Origin of the sequence: Streptomyces sp. NPDC050619, assembly GCF_040654815.1 — a bacterium.
GTDB lineage: Bacteria > Actinomycetota > Actinomycetes > Streptomycetales > Streptomycetaceae > Streptomyces.
On the sequence record NZ_JBFAIR010000011.1, the window covers coordinates 243,972 to 263,273 of the forward strand.

Genomic DNA, 19,302 nt, shown 5'->3' on the forward strand with positions numbered 1-19,302 from the left:
TTTGTGGCTGGTCGCGCAGTTCCCCGCGCCCCTAGGGAAATCCACTCACCCGAGTCGAGCAGCTAGGCCCCCCGTACACCTCACCTCGTCGCCCGCCGTAATAAGCAGTGCCTCCACGTCCGGCAATGACTCCAGCCAGGCCAGGCCCTGCCTTGAACCCATGGCGAAGGCTGCTGTTGCCCAGCAGTCTGCCCAGGTCAGGTGGGGGGAGATTACCGTGACCGCCACCAGGTCGGTCACCGCCGAGCGGCCCGTGCGGGGGTCCACGATGTGGGTGCCTCGTTCGGCCGTGCCGGAGGTGGCGACGGCCAGTTCGTCGGCGCCGGCCGCGGAGACGACCGCCGCCAGCCCACCGGGGCGCAGGGGGTCCGACACTCCGACGCGCCACGGCCGTTCCGGTCCTGGCACGCCCAGCAGCTGGACGTCGCCGCCGCCGTTGAGACTCACGCCGCTCTCCCCGGCCGCCGCCAGCCGCCGGGCCGCGCGCTCCGCGGCCCAGCCCTTGACGATGCCGGTCGGGTCGAGGCGGCCCTCGTAGCGCATGCTGAACCAGCCGTCGCTCGTCCGCTCCGCCTCGGCGCCCAGTTCGAGTACCTCGGCGACCATCGGATCGCAGTCCTCGACGGCCAGGTCACCCCGGGCCAGCCGGGAGACCTCGCTGTTCTCGCGGTAGGTGCTGAACACCTCGTCGACCCGGTGCAGCCCGGCGACCGCCTCCCGCAGCGCCGTCTGCACCTCACCGGGGTCCCCGCCGCGGACGTCGAAGGAGAAGACCGTCCCCATGACCTCCTCCGTATGACGCACCGCGGCGGGAGCTTGTGCCGATTCGGCCACCGTGTCAGCCACCGGCCTGGTCCAGGGCCGATTGCAGGGACTTCTTGTAGCCGTCGCTGGTGTAGGTCGCGCCGGAGACCGAGTCGATGTCCGCGCTGCCGGCCGCCACGGCCTGCTGGTTGAGCTTGGGCACGGCGAGGGCGGTCTTCTGGTCGCTCTCCCCGCCCTTGGGCGCCTGGACGGCCTCGGCCTTGGTGACCTTGCCGCCGCTCACCGTGACGCGGACCTGGACGGGGCCGTACTGGGTCTGGGACACGGAACCGGTGACCGTACGAGCGGCCTGGGCGTTGCCCGAGCCGGACCCGGCCGACGCGTTGGCCTTGTCGATGGCCGACTGGAGGGACTTCTTGTAGCCGTCGCTGGTGTATGTCGCGCCCGAGACCGAGTCGATCTCGGGGCTCTGCTTGGTGACGACCGCCTGGTTGAGCTTGGGGACGGACAGGGCGGTCTTCTCGTCGCTCTGCCCGCCCTTGGGTGCCTGGACCGCCTCGGCTTTGGTGATCTTGTTGCCTTCGACGGTGATGCGGACCTGGACGGGGCCGTACTGGGTCTGGGACACGGAACCCGTGACCGTACGAGCGGCCTGGGCGTTGCCCGAGCCGGACCCGGCCGACGCGTTGGCCTTGTCGATGGCCGACTGGAGGGACTTCTTGTAGCCGTCGCTGGTGTAGGTCGCTCCGGAGACCGAGTCGATCTGGGCGCTCTGTTTGGTGACGACCGCCTGGTTGAGTTTGGGGACGGACAGGGCGGTTTTCTCGTCGCTCTGCCCGCCCTTGGGTGCCTGGACCGCCTCGGCTTTGGTGATCTTGTTGCCTTCGACGGTGATGCGGACCTGGACGGCGCCGTACTGGGTCTGTGTCGCGTCCCCGGTGACCGTGCGGGTCCCGGCGGCCTGCGCGCCGCCCTGGGCGGAGGCCGCCGGCGGCTGGGCCGCGGCGCCGCCACCCGCCGCTGAGGCGGGGTCGGACGACGGTTTCAGCGACAGCAGCAGCACGACGCCGGACACGGTGGCGGCGCTCGCGAGCATGACACGCCGGATGGGGTGACTCTTCCTCATCGCTTCTAGGCTCCTGAAATCCCGTCGCTCACATCTCGAACGACTCGTGATGGATGCGGCGAGCGGGCACACCCGCACCGCGCAGTGCTTCGTACACGGACTGCGCGAAGCCGGGCGGCCCGCACAGGAACACGTCGTGCTTGTCGATGTCCGGCAGCTTCTGGCGCAGCCGGTCCGCGGAGATGTCCGGGCGTTCGCCGTCCGGGCTGTTGACCGCGTACATCAGCCGGGCCCCGCGCTCGTTCGCGATGGCGGCCAGTTCGTCCCACAGGGCCAGGTCCTGGGTGCTGTTGGCCCGGTAGAGCAGGGTGATGTCGCCGGAGGCGCCGGGGAGTGTCTCGAACAGCGCCCGCATCGGGGTGATCCCGACACCGCCGGCCACCAGCAGTACCTTGCCCCGGCTGCGGCGGGACGCGGTCAGCGCGCCGTACGGGCCCTCGGCCCACACCCGCGTGCCGGGCGTCAGCTCGCGCAGCCGTTCGCTGTGGTCGCCGATCGCCTTGACCGTGATCCGCAGCATGTCCGGGCGGGGCGCCGCCGACAGCGAGTACGGGTGGGAGCTGAACCGCATGCCGGGCGCCAGGAACCGCCAGCGGAAGAACTGGCCCGCCTCCGCGCCCATCCGGTGCAGCTTGCGCCCGCCGATCAGCACCGACACGATGCCCGGCGTCTCCTCGATGACCGCCTCGACATGCAACCGGTGCCGCCAGTTCAGCCGGATCGGCGTGAGGATCCGGTACCAGACGACCAGCGCCGTCACCGTGCCGTACAGGCCGTACCAGACGGTCTTCGCGACGGGCTCGACGGCGAAGTCGTTGCCGGTGGTCAGCTGGTGCCAGAAGGTCAGGAACACCGCCGCGTAGGTCAGCAGGTGCACGTGGTACCAGGTGTCGTACGGCATCCTGCGGCGCACGCCCCCGATCGACATCAGCCCGATGAGGAACAGCAGGCCGGTGCCGATGGCGGCCTTGCCCATGTCCGGCAGCTCGTTGATGGAGGTGATCGTCTGCTGGACGATGTCGCCGAGGCCCAGGCCGGCCTGGAGGGCGTAGCCCCACATGATCAGGAAGACATGGGCGAGGGTCAGGCAGAGCGTGTAGCGGCCGCTCATCGCGTGCCAGCGCGCCACCCGGTCGGAGCCCACCCGGCGTTCCAGCGCGGGCACCCGGGCCATCTGGAGGACCACGAGCGCCATGAGGTAACCGGCGAGCAGGCCGGTGATCCGGCCCGCGTTGAGGATCTTGCCGTTGTTGTCGCTGATGGACGGGGTGTTGGCCCACCACAGCCACAGCACACCGGCCGCGCCGGCCCAGACGGCGACCAGCAGGATGGTCGCCGGGGAGCGGCGCGGTCGGATGCGGCGCATCGTCTGGCGGCGGGCGGCACGGCCGCCTGCGAGCGTGCTGGTCACGGTTCCTCCGGGGCGGGCAAGGGGGGTGGTGTGGTCCCTTGGCCCAGAGATACGTGTGGGGAGGCCCGTGTGTTCAGCCGTACGAACTCGTACGCGCTCAGTACCGGGTGATGGCCGTCGGCCCGCTCGCGGTCCCGATCGCGAGGTGCGGATTCCGGTCCGGATCGGCCCACTTGAGGATCCGCCGCATCGCCTCCGACGGCACCGACACACAACCGGCCGTCGCTCCGCGCCCGTTGACGTGCAGGAAGATGCCGGCGCCCCGACCGCGTACCGGACGCTCGTAGTTGAACCCGATGACGAGGGCGTACGCGTACTGCTGCGCGTACGAGATCAGGTGCTCGGACTCGGCGGCACGGCAGTCGGCGGCGCGGGGCTCACTCCAGCGGTTGTAGAAGCGGGAGTCGTTGTCCTGGCACCACCAGGAGTTCTGCCGCACCGGGCGGTACTCGTACGCCGTCCCGCTCGGCGCCGCCTTGATCCCGAAGGCGTACGGCAGGTCGTACAGCCCCGTCGGTGTCGTGTTCGTGCCCTGTTCGCGCGAGGCGCCCTCGACGAGGCCGTTCGCGCCGAAGCGGGCCGGTGCAGAGCCGGTCTTCAGCCAGCGGCCGTCACGCCGGTCCCACCACGTCACCGTGCCCGACGTGGAGCCGGTCCCGGCCGCCACCGCGGTGATCAGCTGGGTGCCGCCCCCGGTGCCGGCCATCCTCGCGGGCAGCGGCGGGCCGCCGCCGGGTGCGGCACCGAGGGCGAGGAGGGACAGGGACGCGAGGGCGGCGACGACACCAGGGCGCATGGCTCAGACCGTAGACGGCGGGTGCGGCGACGGCAGCCCGGGTGGGCCATCCAGGCTGCTGCCCGGGATGCCTTCTCTTCGAAGGCGTACAGCAGCAGGTCGGTCATCCCGAACTCGTCCCTGGTGTTCCGCTCGGCGACCGTGATGAGGAAGGGACGCCAGAACGGGTCGCGGACGATGGAGTACCGGCTCCCTCCATGGCGCGATGGAACACCTCGGCGACGATGCGCCCGCCGACACCGGGTTGTCGAAGTCGGACGCGAGAAGGGGCTTGACATCGAGACGCCGGGCCATCCGCTGCCCCACACGGAAGTCGAACAGGCGCCGGAAGTCGGCGACCCAGGTGGTGGGAAGCCGCTCGAAGGTGCCCGCCTCGGGGTCGTTCAGGTCGGCCGGAGGCGGCGCGAGGATGCCGCTGGTGCCGGTGAAGCGGAACAGCAGCGGCAGCGTGACCCCGCCGTTGTCGAACTCCCGGTTCCAGTTGTAGGCGCCGCGCACCATGCTGTGGCCCAGCCGGTAGGCGGCCACGGAGAACTCGACCGGCATCGTCGGGTAGTCCTGCTCGTTCGGCGAGGGCTCGAAGAACTTGCGTGCCTTGGTGAAGACCTCCGTGAGGATGCCCTCGTCGACGATCCTGGGCAGGAAGTCGTGGCGCAGCACCCACTGGTAGTGCGGGGCAGCGTTTCGACCGCAGGTTCTACGAGGACGACGGGATCCCCTAAAGGGGGCTTAGCGGCAAGGGCAGGCCGGGCAGTCCGTCCATGCTTGTGGCGATGTGGTCCTTCTTGGCGAAGTACTCGCTGAGCGAGTCGTCGTCCTCGCGCGCGAAACGCTTGGCATGCAGGTCGCGGTCCGAGTCGTACGACATGTAGGGCACCGCGAACCCGCATGAGTCGCGGACGAGTTCGGCCCGCACGACGATGATCGCGCGCAGCCCGTGCGCGGTCGGATCGATGTCCGGGAATTGCGCGAGCAGATCCTTGAAGCGCGGATCGTCGCGGAAGACCGGCTCGCCGCGGCCGTGCACGCGCACGATGTTGGGCGGCCCCTGGAAGGCGCACCACATGAGGGTGATCCGGCCGTTCTCGCGCAGGTGCGCGATCGTCTCGGAGTGCGAACCGGCGAAGTCGAGGTAGGCCACGGTCAGTTCGTCGAGGATCACGAACGAGCCCTTGAGGCCTTTGGGGGAGAGGTTGACCGTGCCGTCACCGGACAGGGGGGCGGTCGCGGTGAAGAAGAGGGGCTGCGCCTCGATGAACGTGCGGAGCCGGCCGTCTATGCGCTCATAGTTCTTTCCCATGTCTAACGATTATGGGTGCAAGTCCTTTGTCTGTCTAAGGATTTGCGGGATGTGAGGGAACTTCGGGACCTCCGGCATCCACTGTGCGAAGACGCCCGTGGCCGCCCCGGCCGGCGCTTACACGGGGCGGCCACAGCGCCTGTCACGTCACTCGGTGACCGTGCAGGCGGCCAGGGAGTCCAGGCCCTGCGGCTTCTCGGCCGTGCGGCCGATCGCGGTGGCGATGCGGTTGACGGTGGCGATCCGCTTGTCCTCCAGCGGGCCGAGGATCGCGTTCTGGACGAAGTTCGGTCCGCCCTGGCCGACCGTGTCGACCAGCCGCTTGTCGGCCTCGGCGATCTGGGTGTCGAGGAGGGCGAGGTTGCGGTCCACCTCGGCCTGGGCGGAGGCGGGGATCGCGGGCAGCTGCGAGGCGACGTCGGGGCAGCTGACGGTGCCCGCCGCGCCGGCCTCACCGGTGTCCTCGCCGGTGTCCCCGCCGGCCTCCGGTGCGGCGGTCTGGCTCGGCGTGGCCTCGGCCTCGCCGCCCGCCTCCTCGCCCGCACCGGCCTCCTCGCCGGCGCCCGCTTCCGCGCCCGTGTCGGCGGCGCCGTCGGCGTTCAGGGTGCACGGCGCGAGCGCGTCGAGGCCCTGCGGCTTGTCCGCCGTACGGCCGATCGCGGTGGCGATGCGGTTGACGGTGGCCGTCCGCTTGTCCTCCAGAGGGCCGAGGATGGCGTTCTGGACGAAGTTGGCCCCGCCCTGGCCCACGGTGTCGACGAGCCGCTTGTTGGCCTCGTCGATCTGCGTCTGGAGCAGGGTCAGATTGCGGTCGACCTCGGCCTGCGCGGAGGCCGGGACGTCCGGCAGCTGCGAAGCGACGTCCGGGCAGGTGATCGTGCCCGGGCCGGCCAGCGTCCGAGCGTCCGTGTTGCCGCTCTTGGACGGCTCCCCGGCGAGGGCGGAGCCGGCGATCACCGCGCCGGTCAGTGCCACCGCGGCGGCGCCGCCGATCAACGCGACGCGACGCTTGTTGTATTTCGGAAGAGCCCTGGACATGCGGATGCCTCACTCGGGTCGGGGGGTCTCGTCGTTTTACAAACGCGGCGCCTGCGTTCGGCGAGAGATACGGGTAAGCGGTTTCCCGCGTTCAAGGGATCTTCAAATTTCCCGCACCCGGGACCCGGATTGACGAATCATGCAGAGTGCTGCATACTCATGCATATCAGCGAATGCACTGTGAGGAGAAACCCGTGACCGAGCGCGTCGTACTCGCCTACTCCGGTGGTCTGGACACCTCCGTCGCCATCGGTTGGATCGCCGAGGAGACGGGTGCCGAGGTCATCGCGGTCGCGGTCGACGTCGGCCAGGGCGGCGAGGACCTGGACGTCATCCGCAAGCGCGCGCTCGCCTGCGGTGCGGTCGAGGCCGAGGTCGCGGACGCCAAGGACGAGTTCGCCGACGAGTACTGCCTCCCGGCGATCAAGGCGAACGCCCTCTACATGGACCGCTACCCGCTGGTCTCCGCGCTCTCCCGGCCGACCATCGTCAAGCACCTCGTCGCCGCCGCCAAGAAGCACGGCGCCACCACGGTCGCCCACGGCTGCACCGGCAAGGGCAACGACCAGGTCCGCTTCGAGGCCGGCATCGTCGCCCTCGCCCCCGACCTCAAGTGCATCGCCCCGGTCCGCGACTACGCGATGACCCGCGACAAGGCCATCGCGTTCTGCGAGGAGAAGCAGCTCCCGATCGCCACCAGCAAGAAGTCCCCGTACTCCATCGACCAGAACGTCTTCGGACGCGCGGTCGAGACGGGCTTCCTGGAGGACATCTGGAACGGCCCGATCGAGGACATCTACGAGTACACCTCGAACCCGGCCGAGCCCCGCGAGGCCGACGAGGTGATCATCACCTTCAAGGAGGGTGTCCCGGTCGCCATCGACGGCAAGCCCGTATCGGTCCTCCAGGCCATCCAGCAGCTCAACGAGCGCGCCGGCGCCCAGGGCATCGGCCGGATCGACATGGTCGAGGACCGCCTGGTCGGCATCAAGTCCCGTGAGGTGTACGAGGCTCCCGGCGCGATCGCCCTGATCACCGCCCACCAGGAGCTGGAGAACGTCACCGTCGAGCGCGAACTGGCCCGCTACAAGCGGCAGGTCGAGCAGCGCTGGGGCGAACTGGTCTACGACGGCCAGTGGTTCTCCCCGCTCAAGCGCGCCCTGGACGGCTTCGTCAACGAGGCCAACCAGCACGTCTCCGGCGACATCCGCATGACCCTGCACGGCGGCCGCGCGATCGTCACCGGCCGGCGCTCCCAGTCGTCGCTGTACGACTTCAACCTCGCCACCTACGACACCGGCGACACCTTCGACCAGGCCGCGGCCAAGGGCTTCATCGACATCTACAGCCTGTCGTCGAAGATCGCCGCGCAGCGGGACCTCGCGTAGGCGATCGCGACCTCGCACAACCGATAGCGTGAATACCGCCTCCCTGACCGCCGGTCGGCAGGGAGGCGGTGGCACATCCACGACCATGCCTTGACCCGACCTGCCTTTGAGGAGCAACGCAAGTGAGCAGCAACAGCGGTGACGTACGGCTCTGGGGCGGCCGTTTCGCCGACGGTCCCTCCGAGGCCCTGGCGAAGCTGTCCGCGTCCGTCCACTTCGACTGGCGGCTCGCGCCCTACGACATCGCCGGTTCGCGTGCCCACGCGCGCGTGCTGCACACGGCGGGGCTGCTCACGCAGGACGAGCTCACCCGGATGCTCGCCGGGCTGGACCAGCTCGAAGCGGACGTGGCATCGGGCGAGCTCGTCGGCACCATCGCCGACGAGGACGTCCACACCGCCCTGGAGCGGGGCCTGCTGGAGCGCCTCGGCCCCGACCTCGGCGGCAAGCTCCGGGCCGGCCGCTCGCGCAACGACCAGGTCGCCACCCTCTTCCGCATGTACCTGCGCGACCACGCCCGCGTCATCGGCGGTCTGATCGCCGAGCTCCAGGACGCGCTGATCGGCCTGGCGGAGGCCCACCCGGACGTGGCGATGCCCGGCCGCACCCACCTCCAGCACGCCCAGCCGGTCCTGTTCGCCCACCACGTCCTCGCCCATGTCCAGCCCCTGTCCCGGGACGCCGAACGCCTGCGTCAGTGGGACGAGCGGACGGCCGTGTCGCCGTACGGATCGGGCGCGCTCGCGGGTTCCTCGCTCGGCCTGGACCCGGAGGCGGTGGCGAAGGACCTCGGCTTCGAGCACGGCAGCGTCGGCAACTCCATCGACGGCACGGCCTCCCGCGACTTCGTCGCCGAGTTCGCCTTCATCACGGCGATGATCGGGGTCAACCTGTCCCGTATCGCGGAGGAGATCATCCTCTGGAACACGAAGGAGTTCTCCTTCGTGACCCTGCACGACGCGTTCTCCACGGGCTCGTCGATCATGCCGCAGAAGAAGAACCCGGACATCGCGGAGCTGGCGCGCGGCAAGTCGGGCCGTCTGATCGGCAACCTGACCGGGCTGATGGCGACCCTCAAGGCGCTCCCGCTGGCGTACAACCGCGACCTCCAGGAGGACAAGGAGCCGGTCTTCGACTCCTGCGACCAGTTGGAGGTCCTGCTCCCCGCCTTCACCGGCATGATCGCCACCCTCACCGTCAACCGCGAGCGCATGGAGGAGCTGGCCCCGGCCGGCTTCTCGCTCGCCACCGACATCGCCGAGTGGCTGGTCAAGCAGGGCGTGCCGTTCCGGGACGCGCACGAGGTGGCCGGCGAGTGCGTGAAGGTCGCCGAGGCCGAGGGCAAGGAACTCGACGGCCTCACCGACGAGCAGTTCGCGAAGATCTCCGCCCACCTGACCCCCGAGGTGCGCTCCGTCCTCAACGTCCCGGGCGCCCTCGCATCCCGCAACGGCCGGGGAGGCACGGCCCCGAGTGCGGTGGCGGTCCAGCTGGCAGAGGTGAAGCAGGACGTGTCGGCCCAGCACGAGTGGGCCACAGCTAAGAAGAAGCGGTAGGGCAACGCCCTTCCAGGGGCGCGGGGCTGTATCGATGTGCGGCTCCGCCGCGTGGGCGCGACAAGCCACACACGACCCGCACTCGCCAAACACTGTACGAACCGAGCTCTGAGGCGGTAGTCGAAGGTCATCGCGGGTTACGTTGGTCATGAGCCACAAGGAGCCGACCCAACGGAGCCCCCGATGCCCTTCGCCCGACTGGCCACAGCGACAACCCCCACCTGCCACATCGGACTCGGCCTCGCCGCAGTCGGCCGCCCCGGCTACATCAACCTCGGCCGAGACCACGACCTCGGCGAGGACCGCGGCGTCGAGACGCTGCGCACCCGCACCCACGAACTCCTCGACGCCGCCTACGCCCAGGGCGTGCGCTACTTCGACGTCGCCCGCTCCTACGGCCGCTCGGAGGAGTTCCTCGCCGACTGGCTGAACTCCCGCCCCGACATCGACGACATCGTCGTCGGCAGCAAATGGGGCTACACCTACACCGCCGACTGGACCACCGACGCCGAACAGCACGAGGTCAAGGACCACAGCGTCGCCACGTACGAACGGCAGCGCGCCGAGACCGACGCGCTCCTCGGTGACCGGCTCGACCTCTACCAGATCCACTCGGTGACCCCGGACAGCCCGGCCCTCACCGACAAGGAACTCCACGCGAAGCTGGCCGAGGCCGCCGCGCAGGGCACCACCATCGGCTTCTCCACCAGCGGGCCCGCCCAGGCCGAGGCGATCCGGTCCGCGCTCGCCGTCACGGTCGACGGCGAGCCCCTCTTCCGTACCGTCCAGTCGACGTACAACGCCCTGGAGACCTCCGCCGCCCCCGCGCTGGCCGAGGCGCACGACGCCGGGCTCACGGTGATCGTCAAGGAGGCCATGGCGAACGGCCGGCTCGCGGAGCCGCACGCGCCGGAAGCGCTGAAGGCCGTGGCGGAAGAGACGTCTCTGGGCTGCGACGCGGTCGCCCTCGCCCTGATCCTGCGCGAGCCCTGGGCCGGCGTCGTCCTCTCCGGCGCCGCCACCCTGCACCACCTCGCCTCTAACCTGCACGCAGCCGTCGTCGACCTCGACGACGACCAGCTGACCCGGCTCGCGACGCTCGTGGAGGAGCCGGACGTCTACTGGGAGCGGCGCAGCCGGCTGCCCTGGCACTGAGAGAACCCCGCTGAGCGCACGGATGTGAGACGCACATGCCCGCGGTGAGACGCCGGTGTCTCATATGGTCTATGGTTGTCTCATGGCTGTCGATCGTGACCATGTGCTGCGCAGTGCCGCGGCCCTGCTGACCCGCAAATCCACCGCGACCATGGACGAGGTCGCCAAGGCGGCCGGGATCAGCCGGGCCACGCTGCACCGCCAGTTCGCCGGGCGCGACGCTCTCGTGCGCGCGCTGGAGGCGCTCGGCATCGCGGAGTGCGAAGCCGCCCTGGACGCGGCCCGCCTGGACGACGGGCCCGCGAGCGACGCCGTACGGCGCCTGGTGCGCGCGGTCGAGCCCGCCGCCCCGCTGCTCGCCTTCCTCTACACCGAGAACCAGCTGTTCGAGGGCGAGGAGCAGAACACGGGCTGGGCCCAGATGGACGACCGGATCTCGGCCCTGTTCCGGCGCGGACAGCTGAACGGCGAGTTCCGCATCGACCTCACGCCCGCCTGGCTGACCGAGGCACTGTACGGCCTGCTGGCCTCCGGCGCCTGGATGGTCCAGAGCGGCAAGGGCGCCCCGAAGGACTTCCACCACATGGTCGTCGAGCTGCTGCTCGGCGGCGCACTCCGGCATGCCGCACCACAGGAGTCCGCGATACAGAGCGAGGAATCATGACCAGCACCCTTCAGCCGGTGAACAGCACCGGGGCGGTGAAGGGCCCCGGCCGCTGGCTCGCGCTCTCCGTCCTGGTGCTCGCCGTGCTGTTGGTGGCCGTCGACGCGACCGTCCTCGGCCTCGCGACCCCCTACATCAGCGAGGACCTGAAGCCCTCCGGCACCCAGCTCCTCTGGATCGGTGACGTCTACTCGTTCGTCATCGCCGGTCTGCTCGTCTCCATGGGCAGCCTCGGCGACCGCATCGGCCGCAAGCGGATCCTGCTCATCGGTGCCACGGCGTTCGGTGCGGTGTCCGTGCTCAACGCCTACGCCACGACACCCGAGTTGATGATCGTCGCCCGGGCGCTGCTCGGCGTCGCCGGCGCGACCCTGATGCCGGCCACGCTCGCCCTGATCCGCAACATCTTCCACGACCCGCGCGAACGCAGCCTCGCCGTGGGTATCTGGGGAGCGACCGCCTCCGCGGGCACGGCGATCGGGCCGATCATGGGCGGCTTCCTTCTCGAACACTTCTGGTGGGGCTCGGTCTTCCTGATCAACCTGCCGGTGATGGCGGTCCTCGTCCTCGTCGGCGTCAAGGTGCTGCCCGAGTCGCGGAATCCACATCCCGGTCCTTGGGACATGCTCAGCGTCGTGCTGTCGCTCGTCGGCATGATCGGCATCGTGTACGCCGTCAAGGAGGCCGCCAGCCACGGCTTCACCTGGGAGCCGCTCGCCGCGGGCCTGCTGGGCGCGGGCGCCCTGTACGGCTTCGTACGCCGCCAGTTCACCCTGCCGACCCCGCTGCTGGACGTGCGGCTGTTCGGCAACCGCGGCTTCAGCGGAGCGGTCCTGTCCGACCTGCTGACCATCCTCGGCCTGTCCGGGCTGGTGTTCTTCCTCTCCCAGTACCTGCAACTCGTCCAGGGCAGGGGCCCGCTCGAGGCGGGCCTCGCCGAGCTGCCCGCCGCCGTGGGTGCGATGGCGGCAGGCCTGATCGCCGGCTCGGTGGCCCGGCGCTTTTCGGTCCGCTCCGTCGTCTCGGTCGGCCTCGCCGCTGTCGGCCTCGCGCTGGCCTCCCTCACCGTGATCGACCAGTCCACCGGCTACCCGCTCCTCGGAACGGCCCTGCTGTTCGTCGGCATCGGTGCGGGCTTCTCCTTCACGGTGACCGCCGACGTGATCCTGGGCTCCGTACCCAAGGAACAGGCGGGCGCCGCTTCGGCGGTGTCCGAGACGGCGTACGAACTGGGCGCGGCTCTCGGTATCGCCCTGCTCGGCTCGATCGTGACGGGCGTGTACAGGGGCTTCACCGGCCCGCCCGGCACTCCGGCCGAAGCCCACGAGTCGCTGGGCGGGGCGGTGGAGGCGTCGACGGGCTTGCCCGCGCACACGGCGGAGGCGGTGTTGGACGCGGCCCGGAGTTCGTTCGTGGACGGACTCGAGCTGGCGGCGGGGGTGGGGGCGGCGGTGCTGCTCACTGCGGCCGTAGCAGCATGGCTCCTGCTCCGAGGCCAACGGCTCGACAGCGCACCTTAAGGGGCGCGGGGAACTGCGCGACCAGCCACACACAACCCGCAGTCGCCAACCAGCCTCAACCACCCCCTACAACCGGCTTTAAGCCCGTTTTCGCCCCAACCTGATGGTCTTGGCTCCGTACCCGACGTCGTCCCCACGGCCGAAGGAGCCACCGACCATGACACGTCGCACACGCAATCTCCTCATCACCGGGGCCACAACCGACCCCACTTCGCAGCTGTGACCCCCGACGACAAGCTCCTCGAAGACGCCCTCTTCGAGGTCAAGCGAGTCATCGTCGGCCAGGACCGCATGGTGGAACGGATGTTCACCGCGGTCCTGGCCCGCGGCCACTGCCTGCTCGAAGGCGTGCCGGGTGTCGCGAAGACGCTCGCCGCGAAGACCCTCGCGCAGGTGGTCGGCGGACACTTCGCCCGCCTCCAGTTCACGCCCGACCTCGTCCCCTCCGACATCACCGGCACCCGGATCTACCGCCCTTCCCAGGAGACGTTCGACATCGAGCCGGGGCCGGTCATCGCCAACGTCGTCCTCGCCGACGAGATCAACCGCGCCCCCGCCAAGGTGCAGTCCGCGCTCCTGGAGGTCATGGGCGAGCACCAGGTCTCCATCGGCGGCACCACCCTCCCCGTCCCCGAACCGTTCCTCGTCCTCGCCACCCAGAACCCCATCGAGTCCGAGGGGGTGTACCGGCTGCCCGAGGCCCAGCGCGACCGCTTCCTGCTCAAGGTGGAGGTCGCCGCGCCCAGCGAGTCCGAGGAGCTCGCCATCCTCTACCGGATGAGCGTCGACCCGCCCCGTCCGCGCCGCGTCCTCACCCCCGATCGGGTTGTCGCCCTCCAGCGCACCGCCGACGAGGTGTTCGTGCATCACGCGGTCGCCGAGTACGCCGTACGACTCGTCTGCGCGACCCGCGAACTCGCCGGGCCCGAGAGCCGGTTGGCGCACGGCGCGGGCCCGCGGGCCACGCTCGGCCTGATCGCCGCCGCCCGCGCGCTCGCCCTGTTGCGCGGCCGGGGCTACGTACTCCCCGACGACGTAAGGGACTTGGCGCACGAGGTGATCGACCACCGGCTGGTCCTCTCCTTCGACGCGCTCGCCGACGGCATCGGCCCGGGCGAGATCCTCGACGACGTCCTGGCGGCGGTGCGGCAGCCGCAGATCAGTCCGCGCCAGGCGGCCGCTCAGGAGGGCGCTCGGGGCGGCTCTCAGGAAGTCTCCCGGGGGGCAGTGGCATGACTCCTACCCTGCGCGAGCTCACCCCCGAACAGGCCCTGAAACACCTGGAGTTGCTCTTCACCCGCCACCCGGACGGACTCCTCCAGGGCGACCACACCAGTCTCCTGCCCGGCCCCGGCAGCGAGGTCGCGGAGACCCGGCCGTACGTCATCGGCGACGACGTACGCCGGATGGACTGGAACGCCACCGCGCGTACCACCGTCCCGCACGTCCGCCTCACCCTCGCCGACCGTGAACTCACCACCTGGATCGTCCTCGACGCCTCCGCGAGCATGGACTTCGGCACGGCCCGGATGGAGAAGCGGGACCTGGCGGTGGGGGCGGCGGCGGCCGTCGCGTTCCTCACCGAGCGGGCGGGCAACCGGCTCGGCGCACAGATCACCGGGCCGAGCGGCATCCGGCGCATCCCGCCCCGCACCGGGCGACGGCACCTCCTCACGATCCTGCGCGCCGCGCTGGACCGACCGCGTGTGGCGCCCGGGACGGCCGACTCCACCCTCTCCGACGCCCTGCGCGAGCTGCGCGTCCTGCCCGGGCGGGGACTGGTCGCCGTAGTCTCCGACTTCCTGGAGAGCGGCTGGGAGCAGCCCCTGCGGACCGTGGCCCACCGTCACCAAGTACTCGCCGTCGAGACCGTCGACCCGCGTGAACTGGAGCTGCCCGCCGTCGGGTTGCTCACCGTCGTCGACCCCGAGACCGGACGCCGACGCGAAATCCCCACGCACGCCCGGCGGTTGCGCGAGCGGTACGCCGAGGCCGCGCTGGAGCAGCGGGCCGTGATCAAGCAGTCCATCCGCCGTGCGGGCGCCGCGCACCTCAGGCTGCGCACGGACGGGGACTGGGTGCGGGAGGTCGTGCGGTACGTCGAGGACCAGCGGCGCCGAGCGGGAGGCGGCGCCGCATGACGCATACGGCCACTCGAGGGAAGGAGGGATCATGGGTCTGCGTGCGCCCGGCTGGCTGCTGCTCCTGGTGCCGCTCGCCGCACTGATCGGCGCCTATCTGCTGGTCCAACGCCGCCGCGGGCGGTACGCCGTCCGCTTCACCAACCTCGACCTGCTCGACAAGGTGGCGCCCAAGCGGCCGGGTTGGCGCCGGCATGTCCCGGCGGGAGCCTTCTGCGCCATGCTCGCCCTGCTGGTGCTGGGCTTCGCCCGGCCGACGGCCGAGGTCCAGGTGCCCCGGGAACGGGCGACCATCGTCGTCGCCTTCGACACCTCCGGGTCCATGGAGGCCACCGACGTCGAACCCACCCGGTTCGAGGCCGCCCAGCGCGCCGCCCTCACCTTCATCGACCGGCTGCCCGAACGCTTCAACACCGGGCTGGTCTCGTTCAGCGGATCCGCCACGGTCGCGGTGCCGCCGACCACCGACCGAGCGGTGCTGCGCTCGGCCGTGGAGCAGCTCACCACAGGCCAGGGCACGGCGATCGGCGAGGCGGTCATCGCCGCGCGGGACGCGATCCGGGCACTCGACCAACAGGCCGAGACCGAGCCGCCGCCCGCGCACATCGTCCTGCTGTCCGACGGCTCCAACACCGTGGGCCGCTCGGTCGAGTCGGCGGCGGCGGAGGCGGCGGCCGACCGGATCCCGGTCTCGACGATCGCCTACGGCACGGCGGACGGCGTCGTCGACCTCGGCGACGGCCGACTCCTCCAGGTCCCCGTGGACGGCCCCGCCCTGGAGAACCTCGCCTCCGGCACGGGCGGCGACTATCACGAGGCCGCGACGGGAGAGGAACTCCAGGCCGTCTACGAGGACATCGGCAGCTCCGTCGGCCACCGCACGGAGGAACGCGAGATCTGGCAGTGGTTCGTGGCAGCGGGCCTCGGCACGGCACTGATCGCGGCCGCGACATCACTGCTGTGGTTCTCCCGCCTGCCGTGAGGGGCACCGAGGGAACTCCCGGACCCGGCTCACCGCACCGGCATCGAGGGCAGCTCCCGGCCCACCGCCCGAACCGACGCCGACGGCAGGTCCCGGCCCACCGACCAAGGAGGCAGACCGTGACAGACCCCGAGTACTCCGGCCCGCCGGGCTCTCCAGATTCCGGCGCCCCCACCCGTCCCCCCGGCCGCACCGACCCGACGGGCCCGAAGCCGCCGGAGGGCCAGGCGGACCCGAACTCCGAGGTCCCGTCGTCGGCCTCACCTGGACCGGGCGAGCCCGCGGAGTCCGTGGCTGCTCCCGGCCCTGTCGGACCCCTCGGTCCCGCGACCACTCCCGGTCCCCTCGATCCCGCGACCGCCCCCGGCCTCGGTATGCCCCCGGTCACACCTCAGCTCGGCGAACCTCCACCACCACCCACACCCGACGCGCCCACCGCTCCTCACCAGAACAACACCTCCGCCGGCACCCCACTCCACCCCGATACTTCAGCGAACGAGAACCCGCACCGGGCCGAAACCGCAGCGGACGGCCACCCGCAGCCGACCGGTGCCACACCAGACAGTGCCGCGCCCCACGTCACCGATGCCCCAGACCAACCCCTCGCCGACCCTCCCCTCGGCCTCGGCCAACCCCGAGGCCCGTCCTTCCTCCCCGCGGAGCGGCCTTCCCTTCCCGCTCGCCCCGCACCGCACACGCCGCTGCCCTCCCCGCCGCCGTCCCCGACCTCGCACGTCCCCGTCCAGCCCTCGGGCACCCGCACCCGCACCTCCCGTCCCGTTACCACCGCGATCCTCGCCGCCGTACTCGCGGGCGGCATCGCCGGACACGCCGCCGGAGCCCTCGGTGACAGCGACCCCGCCGCGCCCGCCGCCGCGCGCCAGGCCGGTGATCTCGAAGCCGTCGCCGCCCGGGTCCTGCCCAGCGTGGTCTCCGTCCGGACGGAGGGCGGGCAGGGCTCCGGGTTCGTCTTCGACGAGCGCGGGCGGATCCTCACCAACGCCCATGTGGTGGCCAGCAGTTCACGGGTCACCGTCGAACTCCAGGACGGGCGCAGGCTCAGCGCCGAGGTCCTCGGCGACGACCCCGAGCACGACGTGGCCGTACTGGAGCCGGAGACGGCCCGCGGGCTCAGCGCCGCCGACCTCGCCACCCGCACCCGCCCCGGCGTCGGCGACACCGTCCTCGCCATCGGCTCCCCGCTCGGTCTGAGCGGCACCGTCACCTCCGGCATCGTCAGCGCCCTGGACCGCTCCGTACGGCTCGGCGAAGGCAGCGGCGGCGGACAGCGGCGCGCCCTCCAGACCGACGCGTCGATCAACCCGGGCAACTCCGGCGGACCGCTGGTCGACGCCGAGGGACAGGTCATCGGCATCAACACGGCCATCGCGACGTTGGACCAGCAACGGGGCGGCTCCATCGGCATCGGCTTCGCCATCCCCGTGGCCGACGCCGCGGCGGCCGCACGGACGATCATCGACGGAGGCTGAGGTGGGGCGGACATGAGACTGCTCGTGGTCGAGGACGAGGAGGACCTGGTCGTCGCGCTCAAGGTCGGGCTGAGCAGGGCCGGTTACGCGGTCGACGTCGCCCCGGACGTCGATACCGCGACCGAGAAGCTCGCCGTCAACGACTACGACCTGGTCCTGCTCGACCTCAACCTGCCCGACGGCGACGGCTTCGCGGTCTGCCGCGTCATCCGCACCACCCCGGGCGGCCCCCGCATCCTCATGCTCACCGCCCGCGACCGCCTCGCCGACCGGGTACGCGGCCTCGACGAGGGCGCCGACGACTACGTCGTCAAACCCTTCGCCCTGCCCGAACTCCTCGCCCGCATCAGGGCGTTGCTGCGCCGCGAGGACGGCGGCACCTCGGTCGTCGAGGTCGGCGAACTCCGCCTGGACACCGCCCGCTTCGAGGCCTACCGCGGCGACCGCCGACTCCCGCTCACCCCCAAGGAGTTCAGCGTCCTGCACTACCTGATGACCCGCCCCGGCCGCGTCGTACCGGCCGAGGAACTGCTCGAACACGTCTGGGACGAGTACGCCGACCCGTTCACCAACACCGTGCGCGTCACGGTCGGTTCCCTGCGCCGCAAGGTCACCGGAGAGGAGGAGCCCCTGATCGAAACGGTGATACGGCAGGGCTACCGACTGAGGGACACCCCATGAAACGGCCCTCGCCGAACTCGCCGAGCTCGTCGCACTCGCCGAAGCGACTCCGCATCCGACTCCGCCTCCCCCTCCGTCTCCCCGCCTTCACCCACACCATCCGCTTCCGCCTCACCGTCCTCTACTCCGGCCTCCTGTTCGTCCTCACCGCCCTCGTCCTCGGCGGGGTGTACGTCGCGGTGGAGCGCAGCGGCGACGCCCACCCGGTCACCAAGGAGTACTCGGCGTCCAAATACGTGGGTGACCGGTACGTCGGTCAGATCCAGGTGGCGCGGGTCGAGGAGGTCGAGGCCGCCGTCAACTACGAGACCCTCGCCAACCTGCGCCGCTTCTCCTATGCCGTCCTCGGCGGAGTCGCCGTCGCCAGCCTCGCCCTCGGCTGGATCCTCTCCGGCCGCGCCCTGCGCCCCGTCCGCGCGATCTCCCGTACGGCCGCCGAGATCCAGGCCACCGACCTCTCCCAGCGCATCCGCCTGACCGGCCCCAAGGACGAGCTGCGCGACCTCGCCGACACCGTCGACTCCATGCTCGACCGGCTCGACGAGGCGTTCCGCGCCCAGCGCCAGCTCATCGACGACGCCTCCCACGAACTGCGCAGCCCGCTCGCCATCATCCGGGCGAACCTGGACGCCGTACTGACCGCCGAGGAGTCGGACGAGGAGGAGCGGCGCACCGCCGCACGCGGCGTGGACCGGGCCACCACCCGGATGACCCGGCTGGTCGAGGACCTGCTCGCCACCTCCCGCCGCAGTGCGCCCGCCCTCGCCGACGCCGACGTGGACCTGGCGGCCGCGGCCGCGGAGGCCTGCGAGGAGTTCGCCCCACTGGCCACCGAACGCGGCCTCGTCCTGCACCGCCGTCTCACCACCGGCCTGACCGCCATCGGCGACCACGACGCGCTGCGCCGCGCCGTCGGCAACCTGCTCTCGAACGCCGTACGACTCGCCCCTCCCGGCACCCGCATCTCGGTCGCGGCGGGCCGCTCCGGAAGCTGGCTGTGGACGGCCGTACGGGACGAGGGGCCCGGCATCCTGGACGACGACCAGGCCCGGGTCTTCGACCGGTTCTGGCGAGCCAGAACCGGCGGCGGCGGACGCGATCGGCACGCCGGGCTGGGCCTCGCCATCGTCCGGCAGATCGTCGAGTCGCACGGCGGTCAGATCCGGCTGTTCTCGCGCGTCGGCGAGGGCTCGACCTTCGTCCTGTGGTTCCCGGCACCCGGCGACAAACACCCGAACGGCGGGCCGCCCGAAGAGCAGCCCGCCGTATAGCCGTACGAGAAAGCAGCA

18 protein-coding genes are annotated in these 19,302 nt (G+C 71.0%); 11 read left to right on the forward strand and 7 right to left on the reverse strand.

The genetic code is table 11. From position 1 onward, the window contains the following. Window positions 1-45 precede the first annotated feature (45 nt). The 7 genes from AB0I77_RS20525 to AB0I77_RS20555 all read right to left on the reverse strand — a co-directional run bounded on the left by AB0I77_RS20525 (window position 46) and on the right by AB0I77_RS20555 (window position 6,436). A complete protein-coding gene (locus AB0I77_RS20525; protein WP_363284030.1) occupies window positions 46-846 on the reverse strand; it encodes an FAD:protein FMN transferase in 801 nt (266 codons plus the stop codon). After that, window positions 839-1,891 carry an FMN-binding protein gene (locus AB0I77_RS20530; protein ID WP_363284031.1) on the reverse strand — a complete coding sequence of 351 codons (1,053 nt, stop codon included), beginning with the start codon at window positions 1,889-1,891 and terminating at the stop codon, window positions 839-841. Before AB0I77_RS20530 ends, AB0I77_RS20525 begins: the two co-directional genes overlap by 8 nt. A 28-nt stretch (window positions 1,892-1,919) precedes the next feature. Beyond that, window positions 1,920-3,302, reverse strand: a complete 1,383-nt coding sequence (locus AB0I77_RS20535; protein WP_363284032.1) for a ferredoxin reductase family protein — start codon at window positions 3,300-3,302, stop codon at window positions 1,920-1,922. A 97-nt stretch (window positions 3,303-3,399) separates the two neighbouring features. After that, complete coding sequence (locus AB0I77_RS20540; protein ID WP_363284033.1) at window positions 3,400-4,098, reverse strand: L,D-transpeptidase family protein; 699 nt, start codon at window positions 4,096-4,098, stop codon at window positions 3,400-3,402. 3 nt (window positions 4,099-4,101) lie between these two features. Beyond that, entirely contained in the window at window positions 4,102-4,758 is a 657-nt protein-coding gene (locus tag AB0I77_RS20545) for a hypothetical protein (protein WP_363284034.1), read from the reverse strand. Between the two features lie 58 nt (window positions 4,759-4,816). Then, window positions 4,817-5,398 (reverse strand): pyridoxamine 5'-phosphate oxidase family protein, encoded by a 582-nt coding sequence (locus AB0I77_RS20550; protein ID WP_363284035.1) that lies wholly within the window; start codon window positions 5,396-5,398, stop codon window positions 4,817-4,819. 147 nt (window positions 5,399-5,545) lie between these two features. Then, window positions 5,546-6,436, reverse strand: a complete 891-nt coding sequence (locus tag AB0I77_RS20555; RefSeq protein WP_363284036.1) for a hypothetical protein — start codon at window positions 6,434-6,436, stop codon at window positions 5,546-5,548. A 194-nt stretch (window positions 6,437-6,630) separates the two neighbouring features. On the opposite strand from AB0I77_RS20555, the gene AB0I77_RS20560 reads away from it, so the two are divergent. The 11 genes from AB0I77_RS20560 (at window position 6,631) to AB0I77_RS20610 (ending at window position 19,284) form a co-directional block, all read left to right on the forward strand. Then, window positions 6,631-7,824, forward strand: a complete 1,194-nt coding sequence (locus AB0I77_RS20560; RefSeq protein ID WP_363284037.1) for an argininosuccinate synthase — start codon at window positions 6,631-6,633, stop codon at window positions 7,822-7,824. Window positions 7,825-7,946: 122 nt separating this feature from the next. Beyond that, a complete protein-coding gene (argH, locus tag AB0I77_RS20565) occupies window positions 7,947-9,380 on the forward strand; it encodes an argininosuccinate lyase (protein WP_363284038.1) in 1,434 nt (477 codons plus the stop codon). Between the two features lie 183 nt (window positions 9,381-9,563). Beyond that, window positions 9,564-10,535 carry an aldo/keto reductase gene (locus tag AB0I77_RS20570; RefSeq protein WP_363284039.1) on the forward strand — a complete coding sequence of 324 codons (972 nt, stop codon included), beginning with the start codon at window positions 9,564-9,566 and terminating at the stop codon, window positions 10,533-10,535. 82 nt (window positions 10,536-10,617) lie between these two features. Then, on the forward strand, window positions 10,618-11,199 hold the full coding sequence (locus AB0I77_RS20575; RefSeq protein WP_363284040.1) for a helix-turn-helix domain-containing protein: 582 nt from the start codon (window positions 10,618-10,620) through the stop codon (window positions 11,197-11,199). Next, window positions 11,196-12,719: an MFS transporter gene (locus AB0I77_RS20580; protein ID WP_363284041.1), complete on the forward strand. Its 1,524-nt coding sequence runs from the start codon at window positions 11,196-11,198 to the stop codon at window positions 12,717-12,719. Before AB0I77_RS20575 ends, AB0I77_RS20580 begins: the two co-directional genes overlap by 4 nt. 219 nt (window positions 12,720-12,938) lie before the next feature. Further along, window positions 12,939-13,955 carry an AAA family ATPase gene (locus AB0I77_RS20585; protein WP_363284042.1) on the forward strand — a complete coding sequence of 339 codons (1,017 nt, stop codon included), beginning with the start codon at window positions 12,939-12,941 and terminating at the stop codon, window positions 13,953-13,955. Continuing rightward, window positions 13,952-14,860, forward strand: a complete 909-nt coding sequence (locus AB0I77_RS20590; protein WP_363284043.1) for a DUF58 domain-containing protein — start codon at window positions 13,952-13,954, stop codon at window positions 14,858-14,860. Before AB0I77_RS20585 ends, AB0I77_RS20590 begins: the two co-directional genes overlap by 4 nt. A 31-nt stretch (window positions 14,861-14,891) precedes the next feature. Then, window positions 14,892-15,842, forward strand: a complete 951-nt coding sequence (locus AB0I77_RS20595) for a VWA domain-containing protein (protein WP_363284044.1) — start codon at window positions 14,892-14,894, stop codon at window positions 15,840-15,842. 119 nt (window positions 15,843-15,961) lie between these two features. After that, window positions 15,962-17,332: a trypsin-like peptidase domain-containing protein gene (locus tag AB0I77_RS20600; protein WP_363284045.1), complete on the forward strand. Its 1,371-nt coding sequence runs from the start codon at window positions 15,962-15,964 to the stop codon at window positions 17,330-17,332. Between the two features lie 12 nt (window positions 17,333-17,344). Beyond that, window positions 17,345-18,013, forward strand: a complete 669-nt coding sequence (locus AB0I77_RS20605) for a response regulator transcription factor (RefSeq protein WP_363284047.1) — start codon at window positions 17,345-17,347, stop codon at window positions 18,011-18,013. Continuing rightward, window positions 18,010-19,284, forward strand: a complete 1,275-nt coding sequence (locus AB0I77_RS20610) for a HAMP domain-containing sensor histidine kinase (protein ID WP_363284048.1) — start codon at window positions 18,010-18,012, stop codon at window positions 19,282-19,284. Before AB0I77_RS20605 ends, AB0I77_RS20610 begins: the two co-directional genes overlap by 4 nt. Window positions 19,285-19,302 lie beyond the last annotated feature (18 nt).